This window comes from Undibacterium sp. Di27W (assembly GCF_049340345.1).
Lineage (GTDB): Bacteria > Pseudomonadota > Gammaproteobacteria > Burkholderiales > Burkholderiaceae_D > Undibacterium.
In genome coordinates this window covers 217,245-233,887 of sequence record NZ_JBMPOS010000007.1, presented here as the reverse complement: position 1 = coordinate 233,887, position 16,643 = coordinate 217,245, and the positions used below count along the sequence as shown (strand labels likewise).

16 protein-coding genes are annotated in these 16,643 nt (G+C 50.8%); 10 read left to right on the top strand and 6 right to left on the bottom strand.

What is annotated here, in order from left to right:
• Positions 1-174: 174 nt before the first annotated feature.
• From ACO0LF_RS16150 to ACO0LF_RS16130, 5 genes are all read left to right on the top strand, one after another.
• Positions 175-1,560 (top strand): dicarboxylate/amino acid:cation symporter, encoded by a 1,386-nt coding sequence (locus tag ACO0LF_RS16150; RefSeq protein WP_423015706.1) that lies wholly within the window; start codon positions 175-177, stop codon positions 1,558-1,560.
• Positions 1,561-1,893: 333 nt separating this feature from the next.
• Complete coding sequence (locus ACO0LF_RS16145; protein WP_423015704.1) at positions 1,894-2,583, top strand: hypothetical protein; 690 nt, start codon at positions 1,894-1,896, stop codon at positions 2,581-2,583.
• Between the two features lie 54 nt (positions 2,584-2,637).
• A complete protein-coding gene (locus ACO0LF_RS16140; RefSeq protein ID WP_423015702.1) occupies positions 2,638-2,979 on the top strand; it encodes an ArsR/SmtB family transcription factor in 342 nt (113 codons plus the stop codon).
• Complete coding sequence (locus tag ACO0LF_RS16135; protein WP_423015700.1) at positions 2,972-3,451, top strand: SRPBCC family protein; 480 nt, start codon at positions 2,972-2,974, stop codon at positions 3,449-3,451. Before ACO0LF_RS16140 ends, ACO0LF_RS16135 begins: the two co-directional genes overlap by 8 nt.
• A gap of 18 nt (positions 3,452-3,469) precedes the next feature.
• A complete protein-coding gene (locus tag ACO0LF_RS16130; protein ID WP_423015698.1) occupies positions 3,470-4,141 on the top strand; it encodes an aspartate/glutamate racemase family protein in 672 nt (223 codons plus the stop codon).
• Between the two features lie 72 nt (positions 4,142-4,213).
• Here ACO0LF_RS16130 and ACO0LF_RS16125 read toward each other — a convergent pair whose 3' ends face one another.
• On the bottom strand, positions 4,214-4,987 hold the full coding sequence (locus ACO0LF_RS16125; RefSeq protein WP_423015696.1) for a VOC family protein: 774 nt from the start codon (positions 4,985-4,987) through the stop codon (positions 4,214-4,216).
• Positions 4,988-5,245: 258 nt separating this feature from the next.
• Between ACO0LF_RS16125 and ACO0LF_RS16120 the strand changes: the two genes are divergently transcribed.
• From ACO0LF_RS16120 to ACO0LF_RS16110, 3 genes are all read left to right on the top strand, one after another.
• Positions 5,246-5,875: a hypothetical protein gene (locus ACO0LF_RS16120; protein WP_423015694.1), complete on the top strand. Its 630-nt coding sequence runs from the start codon at positions 5,246-5,248 to the stop codon at positions 5,873-5,875.
• Positions 5,876-5,959: 84 nt separating this feature from the next.
• Complete coding sequence (locus tag ACO0LF_RS16115; protein ID WP_423015692.1) at positions 5,960-6,838, top strand: polysaccharide deacetylase family protein; 879 nt, start codon at positions 5,960-5,962, stop codon at positions 6,836-6,838.
• Positions 6,839-6,862: 24 nt separating this feature from the next.
• A complete protein-coding gene (locus ACO0LF_RS16110) occupies positions 6,863-7,870 on the top strand; it encodes a hypothetical protein (protein WP_423015690.1) in 1,008 nt (335 codons plus the stop codon).
• A gap of 12 nt (positions 7,871-7,882) precedes the next feature.
• Here ACO0LF_RS16110 and ACO0LF_RS16105 read toward each other — a convergent pair whose 3' ends face one another.
• The 5 genes from ACO0LF_RS16105 to ACO0LF_RS16085 all read right to left on the bottom strand — a co-directional run bounded on the left by ACO0LF_RS16105 (position 7,883) and on the right by ACO0LF_RS16085 (position 11,640).
• On the bottom strand, positions 7,883-8,410 hold the full coding sequence (locus ACO0LF_RS16105; protein ID WP_423015688.1) for a GNAT family N-acetyltransferase: 528 nt from the start codon (positions 8,408-8,410) through the stop codon (positions 7,883-7,885).
• 53 nt (positions 8,411-8,463) lie between these two features.
• The gene (locus ACO0LF_RS16100; RefSeq protein ID WP_423015686.1) at positions 8,464-8,991 is read right to left on the bottom strand and encodes a GNAT family N-acetyltransferase; all 528 of its coding nucleotides are present in this window, start codon (positions 8,989-8,991) and stop codon (positions 8,464-8,466) included.
• Between the two features lie 103 nt (positions 8,992-9,094).
• Positions 9,095-9,604, bottom strand: coding sequence for a DinB family protein (locus ACO0LF_RS16095; protein ID WP_423015684.1), 510 nt, complete (start codon positions 9,602-9,604; stop codon positions 9,095-9,097).
• 171 nt (positions 9,605-9,775) lie between these two features.
• Positions 9,776-10,807: a Glu/Leu/Phe/Val family dehydrogenase gene (locus ACO0LF_RS16090; protein WP_423015682.1), complete on the bottom strand. Its 1,032-nt coding sequence runs from the start codon at positions 10,805-10,807 to the stop codon at positions 9,776-9,778.
• Between the two features lie 230 nt (positions 10,808-11,037).
• Positions 11,038-11,640: a hypothetical protein gene (locus ACO0LF_RS16085; RefSeq protein WP_423015680.1), complete on the bottom strand. Its 603-nt coding sequence runs from the start codon at positions 11,638-11,640 to the stop codon at positions 11,038-11,040.
• 214 nt (positions 11,641-11,854) lie between these two features.
• Between ACO0LF_RS16085 and ACO0LF_RS16080 the strand changes: the two genes are divergently transcribed.
• Together ACO0LF_RS16080 and ACO0LF_RS16075 are read left to right on the top strand one after the other, a co-directional pair.
• Positions 11,855-13,036, top strand: a complete 1,182-nt coding sequence (locus ACO0LF_RS16080) for an efflux RND transporter periplasmic adaptor subunit (RefSeq protein ID WP_423015678.1) — start codon at positions 11,855-11,857, stop codon at positions 13,034-13,036.
• A 3-nt stretch (positions 13,037-13,039) separates the two neighbouring features.
• Positions 13,040-16,237 (top strand): efflux RND transporter permease subunit, encoded by a 3,198-nt coding sequence (locus tag ACO0LF_RS16075; protein WP_423015676.1) that lies wholly within the window; start codon positions 13,040-13,042, stop codon positions 16,235-16,237.
• The last annotated feature ends 406 nt before the right edge of the window (positions 16,238-16,643 follow it).

Below are 16,643 nucleotides of genomic sequence, written 5' to 3'. Positions count from 1 at the left end.
GGGCAGGAGCTGGCGGTCTCGATAACAAACTATCGCCCTTAGTGATTTCAAATCTTTGATGCATCAGATCCTACCCCAGCAAATTACCTAATACGATCTAATTACTTGCCTGTAGCGCTGGCTTGGTGCAGGATTGCGGGCGTGATCAATCATTAGAGCAGGGTGAGAACTGATATGCAAACTTCAGCTAACAAGACAAGTGCAGCGGCTTTACCAGACAGCCACGGCGCGCGCTGGTGGAAGTCTTTCGGGCCGCAGATCGTCATCGGTCTGGTGGCTGGTGTGCTAGTCGGGCTGGTGGCGCGTAATATGGGCACGCAAGGCACAGAAGCGAACTGGTTGCAGGTAGCTCTGGGGGCAATCGGTAATGCCTATGTGGGCTTGTTAAAATTGATGATACCGCCACTGATCCTGACAGCTGTGGTGAGCAGCATCGCCAATTTGCGTCGTCTGCAAAATGCGGCGCAACTGGCCACCCAGACGCTGATCTGGTTTGCCATTACTGCTTTCATCGCTGTCGCCATTGGCCTTGGCATAGGTTTGCTGGCCAATCCCAGTGCCGGTGCAATAGTCGATGCAGCCAAGGCGAGTGCACCATCAAGAACAGGTTCCTGGTGGGCCTTTTTAAATCAGCTCTTGCCAGGCAATATACTGGGCATGACCGCCAGCAGTTCAGTCAAGCTGGTGGGAGAGAAAGCGGTTGCCAGTACTCAACTGGGCTTTAATGTATTGCAGTTGCTGGTGATCTCGATTGCGGTGGGTGTTGCTGCGCTCAAGGTGGGCGACCGTGCTGAACCTTTATTGCGCTTCACTGATGCAGTGGGAGCAGTGGTGCAAAAAATATTGTGGTGGATCATACGCCTGGCACCGATAGGCACGCTGGCCTTGCTTGGGGATGCGGTTGCCAGTTACGGCTGGGACGCCCTGGGTTCACTCGCCAGTTTCAGCGCCTCAGTGTATGTAGGTTTGCTACTGGTCTTGTTTGTGGTTTACCCCTTGCTGGTCAAATTACATGGGCTGTCGGTGCGTCAGTATTTCAGCGGTGTCTGGCCGGCTGTGCAACTTGGCTTTGTATCCCGTTCTTCCATGGGTACCATGCCATTGACTGAGCGTGTCACTGAGCGCTATCTCGGTGTGCCGCGCGAATATGCCGCTTTTGCCATCCCTTTGGGTGCAACTACCAAGATGGATGGCTGTGCCTCAATCTATCCGGCAATTTCGGCGATTTTTATTGCGCAGTTTTATGGCTTGCATCTTGATGCCACTCAACTGGCTTTGATTGCCCTGGTTTCGGTACTGGGCTCCACTGCAACTGCGGGCACTACCGGTGCCACCGTCATGCTCACTCTGACCTTGTCTACCGTAGGCTTACCACTCGAAGGTGTAGGCTTGTTGCTGGCAGTGGAACCCATTATTGATATGGGTCGTACTGCGGTCAATGTTGCTGGTCAGGCTCTGGTGCCGACCATCGTTGCCAAGCGCCTGGGTTTGCTTAATCTGGAGCTTTATAATGCCCCACGCACTGCCGAGGCACTTGAAGCTGAACCAGTAGTGCATTGAGCATTCCAGGTCAGGCGAGCAAGGCAGACCTGTCTTGCTCAATGATGCACCTGACTTGTTCTCGCAGCTTAAAAGGCAAGTGCAAGGACTTTCGATAAGGCAATGTCTACGGCGCATTTATAGGCGTGTTTGATATGTCAGAGCGATAAGTTTGTCGGTAAAAAACGGCAAGCTGCATCTGCGCCGCAACACTATGCCAAGTCTTACTTGTCAGTAGTCCTGTCTTGCTAAATACTTTCATGATATTGGCTCCATAATTTTTGTCTTTTTGCTTTTATGTTAATGGCATCAAGTCTGACAAAATGCCAGTTCCGATTTTGAAAGCAGGCATCCGTGCGCTTACTTTTACTACTGTTTTTCTTTACTATCTGTACTGACGCATGCTCGGGAGAGCAGGTGGCGCAGCATGAGATATTGTATTTTTCTTCTTCGCTGACGGATGCGGGTGAGGCTTTTGAAGAAAGCAAAAAACTGCTCGACAAGTTGTGCCAGCAAAATGGTCTGCATTGCAAGCTGACAGCTTACCCTCCAGGCCGCGCCCTGAAAATGTTGCTGGATAGCGAAACCGCTGGGGAGTTGCCGCGTTTTGAAGAGTTCCAGCAAATGGCACCAACGGCGACACGCGTACCTACGGCCATAGGTCAGCTCAGCTTCAGTGTGCTCACGCGTGACAAGGATCTCGTCATCAAATCCCTGGCGGACTTGAGCAAGAAAAAAGTATTCTATGTACGCGGCAATGCTGCCATAGCAGCACACAAGGAACTGGAGCAATTGATTGCCGTTAACTCTGAGCATGATTGTGCTTATATGGTCTTGAGAAATCACGGTGATGTCTGCATCATGACCAAGGGTATGGCGATGAAAATACTGGCAGGCAGTGAACATGCTACTGACACTTATCTCTTGCAGGATTTACTCTTCAAACCTGTTTATCTCTATCTCTCACCTCGCTACAAGCATTTGCAAGATATCTTCGATCAAAGCCTGAAACATTTGCGACCAGACGAAAAAATCGCGCAATAATATTTCAATACAAAGGTGTTTACCTAAGTATTGAACTGCGTTATATTATCCTGCATGTCTGTTCATCAAACCCAGCTCGACCTCATGTTTTCTGCTCTCGGGGATACCACCCGGCGGGCGGTATTGGCGCGCCTGTCACGGGGGCCAGCAGCGGTCAGCGAATTGGCACAGGATGCTGACATGGCCCTGCCTTCATTTACCCAGCATTTGAAGGTGCTCGAACATTCCGGTCTGGTCATATCAGAAAAGAAAGGCAGAATAAGAACTTATTGCCTGGCACCAGAGGCATTAAAAGAAGTTGAGCTTTGGCTGAGCAGACAGCGCAGCGATTGGGAAAGCCGTTTTAATCAACTTGATTTACACCTGAAAAAAATGAAGGAGACTCTTGATGACTGAAGTATCGAAAGAAGCAGGCAAATTTGATCTGGTGCTGGAGCGCATCGTCGACATCCCACCAGCATTGGTGTGGGCGGCCTGGACTACGCCGGCGCATTTGCTTGAATGGTTTACACCCGCCCCGTGGAAAACAGTAGACTGCGAAATTGATTTGCGACCAGGTGGTATTTTTCGCACCGTGATGCGCTCACCAGAGGGTGTCGATCATCATAATGTTGGTTGCTATCTGGAAGTGATACCTGGTCAAAAGCTGGTGTTCACAGATGCTCTGGGGCCAGGCTTTCGTCCTACCGGCAATTCCTTCATGACGGCCATCGTCACCTTTGAAGCTCATGAGGCTGGTACCAAATACACTGCTGTGGTCTTGCATAAAAGTGCAGAAGACATGCAAAAACATATGGACATGGGATTCCATCAAGGATGGGGAACGGCGCTAGACCAATTGGTGGATCATATGAAAAAACTCAATTGAACTGAAAGACCAGGGCTCATGCAAAAGACACTCGCTTTTCTACACACATCACCAGTACATATCGCTACTTTCGATGCCTTGGTGCAGGACATGGCTCCCGGGCTCAAGTTACAGCATCATGTGGATGCAGGTTTATTGAGTGCAGCCCAGCAATTTGGTGTTGCAGACCCGCATCTCATCCAGCGTATACAGTCAGCCATGCAAGCGGCTGCGGTTGGTGGTGCTGACATGGTGGTGTGCACTTGTTCCAGTATAGGTGGTGTGGCGGAGCGCATGTCTGGTTTTGCTGGCTTGCAGACGGCCAGGATAGATCGAGCCATGGCAGACCGGGCTGTCACGCTCGGTCCGCGCGTCTTGCTGGTGGCTGCACTGGAAACGACCTTGTTGCCCACGGCAGAATTATTGCAAGAATCTGCTGCGGCCTTGAACCAGCCTTTGGTGATCAATAATTTGCTGGTTGCAGATGCCTGGGCGCATTTCCTGCAAGGGGATAGCGAGGCATATCGACAGGCGATTGTGCATGCAGTCAGGCAGAAGGTGCAGGATGAGGCGGCTGAAATTGATGTCGTGGTCCTGGCCCAGGCATCCATGGCCGCTGCTGCGCCTGATCTGACTGAACTTGGTAAGGAGGTCTTGTCCAGTCCCAGGCTGGGTGTAGCACATGCGCTCAGCTTGTTGCAGGTAAATTAAATAATGCACAAATGCCCGGCTTGGGCCGGGCATTTGCGGGCTTAATTAATTTGTTGATTTAAGTTTGCTGATTTAGCTTTGCTGATAAATCGCAAAGACAGCCCCCTGCGGATCTGCCAGGACGGCGAAACGGCCAGTATGCGGTATATCGGTTGGCGGCACATAAACAGCAGCACCCAGCGCCTGGGCCTGGGCGGTGCTGGCATTACAATCTTCCACGCTGAAATAAGCCAGCCAGTGCGATGGTGCCATGGCGCCATCGGGCAAAGTCATCATGCCACCTATGGCTGTACCATGCTGCTGCCATTCTGTATAAGTCATGCCACCATCACTACTGGTACTGGCGGACCAGCCAAACAAGGCAGTGTAATAAGCTTCTGCCTTGGCTGTGTCACTGGTATTGAGTTGTCCCCAGCAAAAGGAACCAGGTTCATTCTGTATACCCACACCAATATTTTTACCTGGTTGCCAGATATTATGGAAAGCCCCGGTAGGGTCTTTCAAGACAGCCATGCGACCCAGGTCGTAGACATCAAATGCCGGGACCACGACTTCCCCACCTAATTCTGCACTACGCCTGGCTGTGGCTTCTGCATTTGCTGTTGATACATAAATAGCCCAGTGTGGCGGTACGCCAGCTTGCTGCTCAGCGTCCAGCGTATAGGCTGCCGCAGCATCCTGCCCTTTGAGTTGGAAAATGGTGTAGTAACTTCCTGGCCCCATCTCATTATCCTGGGCACTCCAGCCAAACAGTTCACCATAAAATGCCTTGGCCGCTTTTTGATCATTGGTGCCAAGCTCAACCCAGCAAAATGCCCCGGGTTCATGTGAGGTTACGATGCTCATGCAGATATCTCCTTCATGTTGATAGTTGTTCAAAGCAAAGGGGAGTACATAGAAAAATTTTGGCAAACAATGCCATCAAGCGGCGACGATATTGCCATCAGAATTATAGGTGCTTGCCCGCGACTTGACATGCCGATATTGACAAATAGTTGAGGTTTGCACGGGCAATAAAACTTAATGTTATGCTATTGCTGAATTTACTTGCTGCAAGGCATTTTTTGAGCGCTCCAGGAAATACCCTTCTGAAACCACTTCTTCATGCCATATCAAAAATCGCTGTTCACTCTCTTCATCCTGGTCGCACTAGCAGCATGCCAACCAAATCAGAAATCTGCGGATACCCAAGCCTCACAAGATGCTTTCCCTGCATTCAGCAAAGCGGATCTGGCAGAGGTCGAAAATTACAGTATGCTCAGCGCACCGGACGACTGGAAACTACTGGCCTGGTCCAGCAAGCCAGACATCGCGGCCAGCAAGAAAAATAAGGCTGGCATTGCGACTACCTTCAGCATTTACAAAAAGGATAAACAGGCTTGGCGGCTAGTGTTGCAACAACAGTTTGCCGACACTTACAATCCGCGTCTGCAATTGCATACTGAATTTACTCTGGCAGATAAGCCCATAGTCGTACTCAGGATACAGCAAGGGGCGGCCTATGAACAAATGCTGGTCTATGCTGTGGTCGGCGGTGAATATAAATTAGTGCAAAGCATACTGGCAGCGGCATTTGAATGGACCTATGAAGCGAATGGAAATAAAAAATATTTACTTGCCCTGGCTACGGACAGTAGTGAAGCGGCCAGTCGCTATCAATGGAATGGCCAGCAATTCATGTTGATGAATGCGATTGAGCCAGCGACAAAAAATAATGATTATGTTGTTGATTAAATTTATCCAGGAAATGAATTGAAATTGAAAATTTTTACACACCTAAATAATGCAACTGGTTTGGCATGTCTGGTCGCAATGCTGATGACTACAACGGTTGCTGCGCAAACTGTGGCGCTAACAATTGATGATGCTCCCAATCTGGAGCAAACACCCAGGTTAAGCCCTGAACAGCGCAACCAGGCCATGTTGAATGCCCTGGCTAAACATGGCGTGTCTGCCGCCTTGTTTGTCACGGCGGATTATGCTGCCAAACAACCTGCCGGTTATGCACTCGCCAAAGCCTGGGGCGATGCTGGTCATGCCATCGGCAACCACAGTATGAGTCACCCCGATTTGCATAGCGACAAAGTCAGCCTGGCACAATACCAGCAGGAAATACTGGATTGTGACGCCATCATCAGCACTTTGCCCGGTTACCAGAAATGGTATCGCTATACCTATTTGCGCGAAGGCAATACCCCAGAAAAACTGAACGGCATGCGTCTGTTTCTGAAGCAGCATAATTACCGCAATGCCTATGTCAGCCTGGATACCAGCGACTGGCGCTTGAATGAAAAACTGGTCGAAGTACTCACAAAAAATCCTCAGGCAGATGTGACACCGATCAAGCTGGCTTACCTTGCCCATGTGCGCCAGCGTGCCGAAGCGTATCGTGCTTTGTCCTGGCAATTACAGGGGCGGGATATTCCGCAAGTCTTGCTCATGCATCATAATCTGATCAATGCCCTGTGGCTTGATGATGTCATCACACAGTTCAAGGACATGGGCTGGAAGTTCACCACGCCAGCAGCGGCCTTCAATGACCCGGTTTATCAATTGGTACCAGAGCGTTTGGCGGCAGGACAAAGCTTGCTGCTGTCCATGGGCAGGATACTGGGCCTGGGCAAATTTGCTGGTGGCGAGCGGTTGGTGGATGATGGTGATTTTGAGATTGAGGCCTTGAAAAAACAGGGCTTGTGATTTCAAGTTTTTGAAAAATACAGTATGGCAATTAGTATTCATTATCAAGACGATACTCGCGATCATGAACGGGATTATGGGACATGGTCTGGGTCATTGCTGATTGTCAGCAATGCCCCCAAGTCCGCATTGCGTTTGCGTACTGCGGCGGGCAAGCGCATGCGTTTGGATGCAGGTGACTTACCGTTACTGTGGGCCGAAATGGAAGATGCTTATTATGGTGTGAACATCTACCGCAATTTGCCACCACATCAGAATTGGTTGCCGTCCATTAGTTCAGCGGAGGTCCAGCATATTGCTTCTGCTTCTGTTGAACAGCAAAAAAGATTATGGCTGAAACACTTTGCGCAGGCATTGAGGAACGCTGATATCAGCTGTTTGTCCGATGGTTTATGGTCGTTGGAATATTGCGATGGTAGCCAGGTATGTCATCCGCACTGGCGTGGCAAATATCGCTTGCGTGACTGGCATCTTGGTGGCAGCGAAGACGATGTACAGTTATTGCATGCTCCTGCCGTCTATCTGGATTGGTGTCTATCTGGAAACGGGCAGGTGTTGAATATATTTGCCCCGCAGCACAAGGATAGTGGTCGCGTCAAATGGTGGCGCAAGCTGGCTCGCACGGGGCAATTACCACCCATCCTGGTATGGTATATACATAGCCTGAATGCCTATTTGATATTGGATGGGCATGACCGCATGCAAGCCTGCCTGCTGGAAGGCGTGCGTCCTGCTTTTGCCGTACTCACTTCTTTTTATGAAGTGGCTGTGCATAGTGACCCAAGGCGTGAACAGGCTATCCTGCATCAAGTGAATCTGGTTGCTGAACGCATTTCTCAGGGCATACATATTAATCCAGACAGCTTTGCCAGCATGCAAAAAATACTGGCCCAGGCTTTTGATCACAGACCCACGCGTCATTTCATCACACGTGCCACTGCGAATTTGTCTTCACAATTGTGGCAAGATGAAGTTACTGCCCTGATGCGCCAGAAGGGACAGCCTGAAGCATTTTATGTGCAAGGCCTGTGAGCCACCAAGCTCCTAAGCCCGCGAGCACAGCCAGCGTACCCTGTCCATGGAGTAGGCTGCAGTATCCATGTCATTCCAGCGTTCTATACCGCGATATTGCATGCCCAGTTTTTTCATGACATGGGCTGAGGCGTGATTATCTTGATGGCAGATGGCACATAAGGATACTGCCTTGAGATCGTCGAAAGCAAATGCCGCCATGGCACGCGCGGCTTCTGATGCATAACCCTTGTTCCAGCTTTCCTTGCGCAGACGCCACCCTATTTCCAGAGGGTTGGCCGGGTCGCGTCCCAGGTATTGTATGCAACCTGCACCAACGATTTCATTACTCTCAAGTTCTATGAAACTCCACCAGGAGAATCCATACTCTACCCAGCGCGCCTTGATGCGCGCTATTGCGGCCAAAGTTTCCTCAGCCGTGTCTGGCTTGCCGGTGATGTATTGCATGACTTCAGGCTGGCTGTTCATGTGAAACAGACCTTCAAAGTGGTTGTCGGTCATTGGCTCCAGGCGCAAGCGTGCAGTAGTCAGTATGCTCATGATCAGGCAAGATGTTGATAATAAAGTGCGGAAATGTAAACCTGCTTAGAATTTTATTTCTTGTTTGCCAGCCATTCTGCCTTATCCATGGAATAGACCGCAGTATCCATTTCGTACCAGCGTTCTATGCCACGATATTGCATGCCCAATTTTTTCATGACATGGGCTGAGGCATGATTGTCCTGGTGGCAGACCGCGCATAAGGAGTCTATTTTGAGGTTTTCAAAGGCAAAGCCGACCATGGCGCGCGCGGCTTCTGAGGCGTAACCCTTGTTCCAGCTTTCCTTGCGCAAACGCCAGCCTGTCTCCAGGGGATTGGCCGGGTCGCGCCCCAGGTGTTGTATGCAGCCAGCGCCGATGATTTCATTACTCTCGAGTTCTATGAAACTCCACCAGGAAAAACCATACTCTATCCAGCGCGCCTTGACGCGGTCTATCATGGCTTGGGTATCTTCAGGCGTGTCGGGTTTGCCAGTGATGTATTGCATGACTTCTGCCTGGCTGTTCATGCGAAACAGGCCTTCAAAATGGCTGTCGGTCATTGGTTCCAGGCGCAGGCGAGCAGTAGTCAGTATGGTCATGATCTTCGGGGTGGCTATAGACAGCGATGAGTTTAAGCTTGAAAGCTATGCGTTTCAAGCACACACTCAATTGACCCGGGATTCACTTAAAAGTTTCAGGCCCTTAACAGGCCCTTAATACATCCCTGACAAACACCGTCAGATCAGTAGACTGGGGCATGACTTTGGCCTGGTACATCATGTCGCCGACAAAACCGCGATGGTAAGTGGCATGGTTGACGACATGCAGCAGCATTTCCTGACAACTCATGTGACCCTCGCCACCGCCTATGAAATTGAAATGGATGACACGTTCCAGATCATCTTCAGTCAACTCTTTGGTGAAATCCCGATACCACTGATTCATCTGTGTGGATGCATGCCACAGTTCCTGCAAGGGCGGCGTGGTGGCAGTATTGCGGTCTTGGTACTCATGCGACTGCCCTTGTAAATGGGCGCGGAATATATCGTCAATGACATATACATGATTCAGGGTGTGCAGCATATTGCCAAAACGTGTCAGGCGCGGGCGCAATACTTCTTCTTCAGGTAAGGCATTCAGCATGGAAAACATCTTGTCATCTGCCCAGGCTTTGTAGTGGGTCAGCATGCGTATATTCGATAACATCGTCATTCATATTCTCCGGTGGGATAAGGAAACCTGCCTTCTAGATAGAGAGTATGTGGTTTAAGGCCCGGCCAATAGATACAGATGTTTGCGATTACGGCAGATACAAAGCAAGAAAGAAAAAAAGCCACCAGAACAATAGTCTGGTGGCTTTTGAGCCCGGATCAATGAGGGCTTTTATTTCTTGAATTTTGCTTCGGCAATGCGGTCAGCGACAACGCTGGTTGGCAAGCCTTCTGCATCAGCGCGGGCAAATACCTCTGCCAGGGTTTCACCGATACGGCGCACATGGGCAACCATGCCGTCTTCTGGCGTGTTCAGGTATTCATAGCAAACCTTGATGATGCCACCGGCATTGATGACAAAGTCAGGTGCATACAGGATACCTTTTTGACGGCAGATTTCGCCCATTTCTGGTGTAGCCAACTGGTTATTGGCACCACCGGCAACGATCTTTGCTTTCAGGCGTGACAAGGTGTCCGGGTTCAGTGTCGCACCCAGGGCGCATGGTGCATAGATATCGGCCTGTACATCATAGATGGCATCAATGGCGACGATTTCTGCACCCAGTTCTTCTTGTGCACGCTTCAGTGCAGCCTGGTCGATATCGGTGACGATGAGCTTGGCACCGGCTTCTTTCAACTGGCGGGCATAGTCGTAGCCTACATGACCCAGGCCTTGCAGTGCCACGGTCAAGCCGTCAAAGCTGTCGCGTTTTAAATGATGTTTGACTGCGGCCTGGGCACCAACGAAGCAGCCCAGTGCAGTGTAAGGGGATGGGTCGCCACGGTCACCCAGACCGGCAACGTATTTGGTTTTGCTGGCAACATTGGCCATGTCAGCCGGGCTGGTGCCTACGTCTTCTGCTGTGACATAACGGCCACCGAGGCGCTCCAGGGCTTCGCCCAGGGCTTCAAACAGGGCAGGGGTCTTGTCAGTTTTTGGGTTGCCGATGATAACGCTTTTGCCGCCGCCTATAGGCAGGCCAGCAACGGCGTTCTTGTAAGTCATGCCGCGCGACAGGCGCAATACATCACGTACAGCTTCGGCTTCATCTGCATAATTCCACATGCGGCAACCACCCATGGCCGGGCCAAGATTGGTGTTGTGGACAGCGATAATGGCTTTCAAGCCAGATTTGGCTTCAGATGCGAACACGACTTGTTCGTGGTCGTCGAAATTGATTTCATTAAATACAAAAGCGGTCATGCTTATGGCTCCGCGCGGTTCAACCAGACGAGCTGCCAGATCAGGCAGATGCACTGGTGCCGCAAAAAAGTGATTAAATAAATGGTGGTGTTGTCATGCAATTAAAACGGTCCCTGATCACTGGTTGGTGTAATCAAAAACACAAGGCGGTGATTGTGTCACGCGTGCGAAGTATAGGGGAATAGAGGGTGAAACTCAATCTTGCCAGCTGGCTATAAGCAATACGCCATTCAAGCTGCGGCACTGATTTGGGTCAGGTCCAGCAAGTCTTTCAGGTAGCGTTCCTGGGTTTTCAGGCAAAAACCGGCAGAATAGGGATTCATGAAGCCATGTTTACTGCCTTTGACCAGTTCAGCATCATGGTTGCGCTGGCGCAAATCACTGACTAGTTCTGCCGGTTCAAAAGCGGCTTCCTGCTCGGCAAATATCAGGCGGGTAGGACAGACTGGCTGCACATCGCGATGATCGCGTATGCGTGAACCATAAAATAATACTGCCTGCTGCAGATTGGCCATTGCTGGATTGGCGCTATTGAGCCACAGGGCGCTGGCACCGGCACTAAAACCTATCGCATAGCGCAGGCTGGATTGGTGAGTATGTATCAATGAACTTAGCTTGTCTGCGTATGCCGCTACTCCACCGTGAGCGATAAACGCATGGTAAGCCAGGGTTTCTGCCGGGTACTGTACTTGCTCACCATCAAAAGGCGAGGCAATCAGGCTAGGCAGGGGAAATTGACGTGCAAAGCTGGCAATGGCTGGTGTATTGCCAAAAACATCAGTAACAATCAGTAATGCAGGCGGTGAGGCAGGTGCAGACACAATAACGGACACAATAAGCAGCTTGGTAAGTACGCAAGAGGCGGGAGCCTACCGGACTTGTGCCGGGAATGCAAGAAATTCACCCTAAAGCGCATAGTGTTGCTGGCTGTTAATGCATGATTGACACTAGTATGCATGCTCATGGATACTTGGCAAGAATTGGAACTTTTTGTTACAAATCAGGTTCTTAGTAGCCTGCCATTCTATAAATATACGGAGACTTACCATGTTGCGACCCAGTCTGATTTTTCTTTCCCTTGCCCTGGCATTGACGGCATGCAACAAGAGAGGGAAAGATGGCAAGGAATCGGACCAGGCCAAAGCCAGTGCAAGTGCCAAGGCGGCCGCCACAGCTTTGATGGTGACGGAAGAAGATTTACAAGTGATACAAAATAGCGCCCTGTCATCCGGCCCGGTGATCACAGGCTCGATACAGCCAGAACGCAAGGCTGATTTGCGTTCGGAGTTATCCACGGTCGTTTTGCAAGTATTGAAAGAAAATGGTGAAACCGTCAAACGTGGTGATTTGCTGGTGCGACTGGATGACACTTCCATCCGTGATAGCCTGAATTCGGCGGAAGAAGCCGCGCGTGCTTCTGCACAAACCCTGGAGCAGGCTGAGCGCCAGTTCCAGCGCTTGAAAACCTTGCGTGCTTCTGGCATGACATCGACCCAGCAACTGGAAGATGCCGAAATCCGTCGCAATAATGCCCAAAGTGATCTGGTGGCAGCCAAGGCCCGTTCGGTACAGGCACGCCAGCAATTGCAGCGCACTGAAGTGCGCGCGCCGTTTGATGGTGTCGTCAGTGAGCGCAAAGTGTCTGCTGGTGATACGGCTCAGATAGGCAAAGAGCTGGTCAAGGTCATTGATCCTACCAGCATGCGTTTTGAAGGTTTGCTGTCGGCTGACAAAGTCAATAATGTCAAGCTAGGCCAGGCCGTCAGCTTCCGCGTCAATGGCTATGGCGAGCAAAGCTTTACTGGCAAGGTCAAGCGTGTCGATATGGCGGCCAATGCTACTACCCGCCAGGTCGAAGTACTGGTGGCCTTTGCTGACAATAATCCGCCACGCGTGTCTGGTCTGTATGCCGAGGGTAGAGTAGAAACTGGTTCCACCCAGACGCTGATGATCAAGAATACTGCTTTGCTGCGTGATGGTGACAAGGCTTATGCCTGGCGTGTCAAGGATGGTATTTTGAAGAAGATCAGCATCGTGATTGGCGAACGCGACCCACGCCGTGGTGACTTTGAAGTGCGCAGTGGCCTGGTATCGGGCGACAAAGTTGTACGCAATCCGGTTTCCACTTTGATTGATGGGCAAAAAGTGCAGATGATAGCCTCGGTGCCTGTCAATGTCCCAACGACCGCTGCTGCAGTGCCAGCAGCCTCTGCACCAGCCGGGAAATAAGCCATGTTCCTCTCCGATTTCAGTATCAAGCGCCCGGTCGCGATGATAGTCATCATCATCACCCTGATGTGCATAGGCTTGCTGGCGCTCAAAAAACTCAAAGTCAACCAGATTCCTGACGTGGAAGAGCCGGTGCTGCTGATCAGCATTCCTTATCCAGGTGCATCGCCAGAAACAGTGGAGCGCGAGATTATCAATCGCCTGGAAAAATCTCTGCAAAGCATTACCGGCGTGTACCAGGTACGTTCTACCGCCAATGAAGGCAATGCTGCCATCACCATCGTCTTCAACTTCAACAAGAATATGATTGAAGCTTCAGACGAAGTCAGGAATGCGATTGCTGCCATACGCTATAAAATGCCGGTGGAAATGCGCGAGCCCATACTTGAGCGGCGCGACCCCTCGGCGCAGCCCATCATGCAAATCGCCCTGACCTCGGATACGCTGAGTCATGCAGAAATTTCACGCATGGCGGAAGATGAATTGTCTGATAAGTTCCGCAGTGTCGATGGAGTGGCAACGGTGACTGTCGATGGTTCATTGAAGCGTGAACTGAGTGTCTTGCTGCATGCTCAAAAACTGCGTGAGTACAATGTCTCTGTCGCTGAAGTCGTGACAGCCTTGCGCAATCAAAACACCACAGCACCGGTAGGCAAGGTCAGGGGACGCCTGGATGAGCAAAGCATACGCCTGATAGGTCGCATAGAATCCCCGGCAGAATTCCAGAATATTGTCATCAAGCGTCGCGGCAATGAACTGGTCAGGCTGGCGCAGGTGGCGGATATTGCCGACAGCTTTGCTGAAATCAATGGCTTCAGTATGCGTAATGGCCAAGCTAACGTTGGTATTTCCGTGACCCGTTCGCGTGATGCCAGTACCGTTACTGTTGCTGGCAAGATACGGACCATGGTTGAGCAAATCAATAAAACCCTGCCTGCTGGCACCAAGATGGAAGTAACCCAGGATGGCGGCAAGGATGCGCAAAGCAGCCTTAATAATGTCATCGAATCACTGATGTTTGGTGCAGTGCTGACGATTTTCGTGGTCTACGTCTTCCTCAATTCCTGGCGTTCCACTTTGATTACGGCGATGAGCTTGCCGACTTCAGTCATTGCAGCTTTTATCGCGGTCTGGTTGTGTGGTTTTACGCTTAACTTCATGACCCTTTTGGGCTTGTCGCTGGCGATCGGTGTCTTGATCGATGATGCGATCGTGGTGCGGGAAAATATCGTGCGGCATATGGAAATGGGGTCAGACAGGCGTACGGCTGCCAGCAACGGCACCAAAGAAATCGGTCTGGCCGTGGCTGCTACCACCTTCTCGATTATTGCCGTATTTATCCCCGTGGCTTTCATGCCCGGTGTTTCTGGCGAGTGGTTCCGGCCATTTGCCCTGACTGTCGCCAGCTCGGTGCTGGTCAGCCTGTTCATTTCATTCACGCTGGACCCGATGTTGTCTGCCTATTGGGGCGACCCGGTCGGACATCACCTGGAACCCAAGCGTGGCATCAGTCTGGTATTGGCCAAATTCAATATCTGGTTTGATCATCAGGCAGACCGCTATGGCAATGTGATTGCCTGGGCCTTGCACCACCGAGTCTGGATGGCCCTGATCGCGGCGCTGACTTTTGTCGGTGCGCTGGCTTTGCATGCAACCATGGGCGGCACCAGCTTTTTGCCTTCGGCAGACAATGGCACCATTCTGATCGATGTGCGTACACCTTCTAGTTCCAGTCTCGAATATGGCAGGCTGAAAGTAGAAAAAGCCGCCGAACTGGCGCGCACTATCAAGGAAACCAAGGTCACCAATAGCTATATCAATAGTACTGGTGGCCGGGTTTATATCGATATAGGCAAGAGTACTGAGAGAAAACGCTCAGCCATCGAGATCGCCATTGAATTGCGCCAAAAAGTCGGCAGCATTATCGGTGCTGAATATGTAGTACAAGACGATTTGCAAAATGGCGGGCGCAAACCGGTACAAATACAATTCTCTGGCCCCGACTCACGCAAGCTCATGGAAATCGCCAATGACTTCATGGCCAAACTGAGCAAGGTCAAGGGTGCGGTTGATGTCGGGTTGTCTGAGCAAGACCCTAAAGATGAATTGCAGATAGAGCTGGATCGTGGCCTGGCCAATTCACTGGGTATCTCCGTCAATGATGCGGCGCAAGCCTTGCGAGTCGCTTTTGCTGGTGTGGAAATCGGTGACTGGGTTGACCCTACTGGTGAAGCCCGTGATGTGGCAGTGCGCTTGCATCCCGAGGACCGCATCAGTGCTGAAAACATAGAACGCCTGCCGATAGCCGTAGCCGGTAGTGACAAGATGGTGCCACTCGAGCAAATCGCCAAGATCACCATGGGCAAGGGACCGGCCAAGATACAGCATACCGATGGCAAGCGCATGATAGCCGTGTCAGCCAATGCCCAGGGCCGCTCACCAGGAGAGGTGACAGCTGAGGCCCTGAAAATTGCCAATGCCATCAATTTCCCTACGGGCTTTGGTATAGAACTGGGTGGCGCTGCACGTTCACAAAAAGAATTGTTTACTGAAATGACCATCGCCCTGGTGTCAGGCATAGGCTTGATGTACCTGATCCTGGTCATGCAGTTTGGTTCTTTCACTGCTCCTATTGCGGTCATGCTGTCCCTGCCTTTGAGCCTCATTGGCGTGGTGGTGGCCCTGCTGTTGACCAAGGGCACGCTGAACCTGATGAGCTTCATAGGCATCATCATGCTCATGGGGTTGGTGGCAAAGAATGCGATTCTCTTGCTGGATTGCGCCAGAAAACGGGAAGAAGAAGGCTATGACCGCGAAGAGTCACTCATGTATGCCGGGCGCAAGCGCTTGCGTCCGATTTTGATGACCACCTTTGCACTGATTGCCGGTATGTTGCCGGTGGCTATAGGCCTGGGTGAGGGCGGTGAGTTTTACCGTCCTCTGGCGATTGCCATCATAGGCGGGACCATTACCTCAACCTTGCTGACCTTGCTGGTAGTGCCGACTTTCTATGACAGTATAGAAATTAGCCACGATCGCATGATCGCCAAGTTCCGCCGCCGTGAATCTCGCTGGAATACTTTCTTCGCTTTCATCTCCACCTTTATTGAAGCCTTGTTGACCATAGTCATGGTGCGCTTCCTGTTCCGCCTGCCTTTCCGGGCCTGGCGCCTGATCAGCGGCAAGCCCGCCGCTGTCTGATGCTGCGATAGAAAATAAAATGCCCGCTGTGTAAGCGGGCATTTTTTCAGAGTTTGTTGAATAAATGAGAAATTTATTTTTGCAAGATTGACTCATAACTGTATCGCATCAACTCATGAGAATTTTTGTTTTTGCACTGCACAAAGTGAGCATCCATATGGCTTGCAATGAGATAGCCTAAGTCAGGCATGGAAAGTTTTGATAGCTTCATATCACTATTTTTTGCCATAGCCGCAATTGACAACTGTAAGTTCAGCTTTCGCTATTAAAATCCAGGCTTTTCAGGCTTGACTACCCACCCACAAATCTGGATACTTCGCCCACTGTTTTTCCAGATATATCTCATTTATATGCTGGATGAACATATCCATCATCCTAAAAAAAAGCAAGCCTGACTCCACAAAAG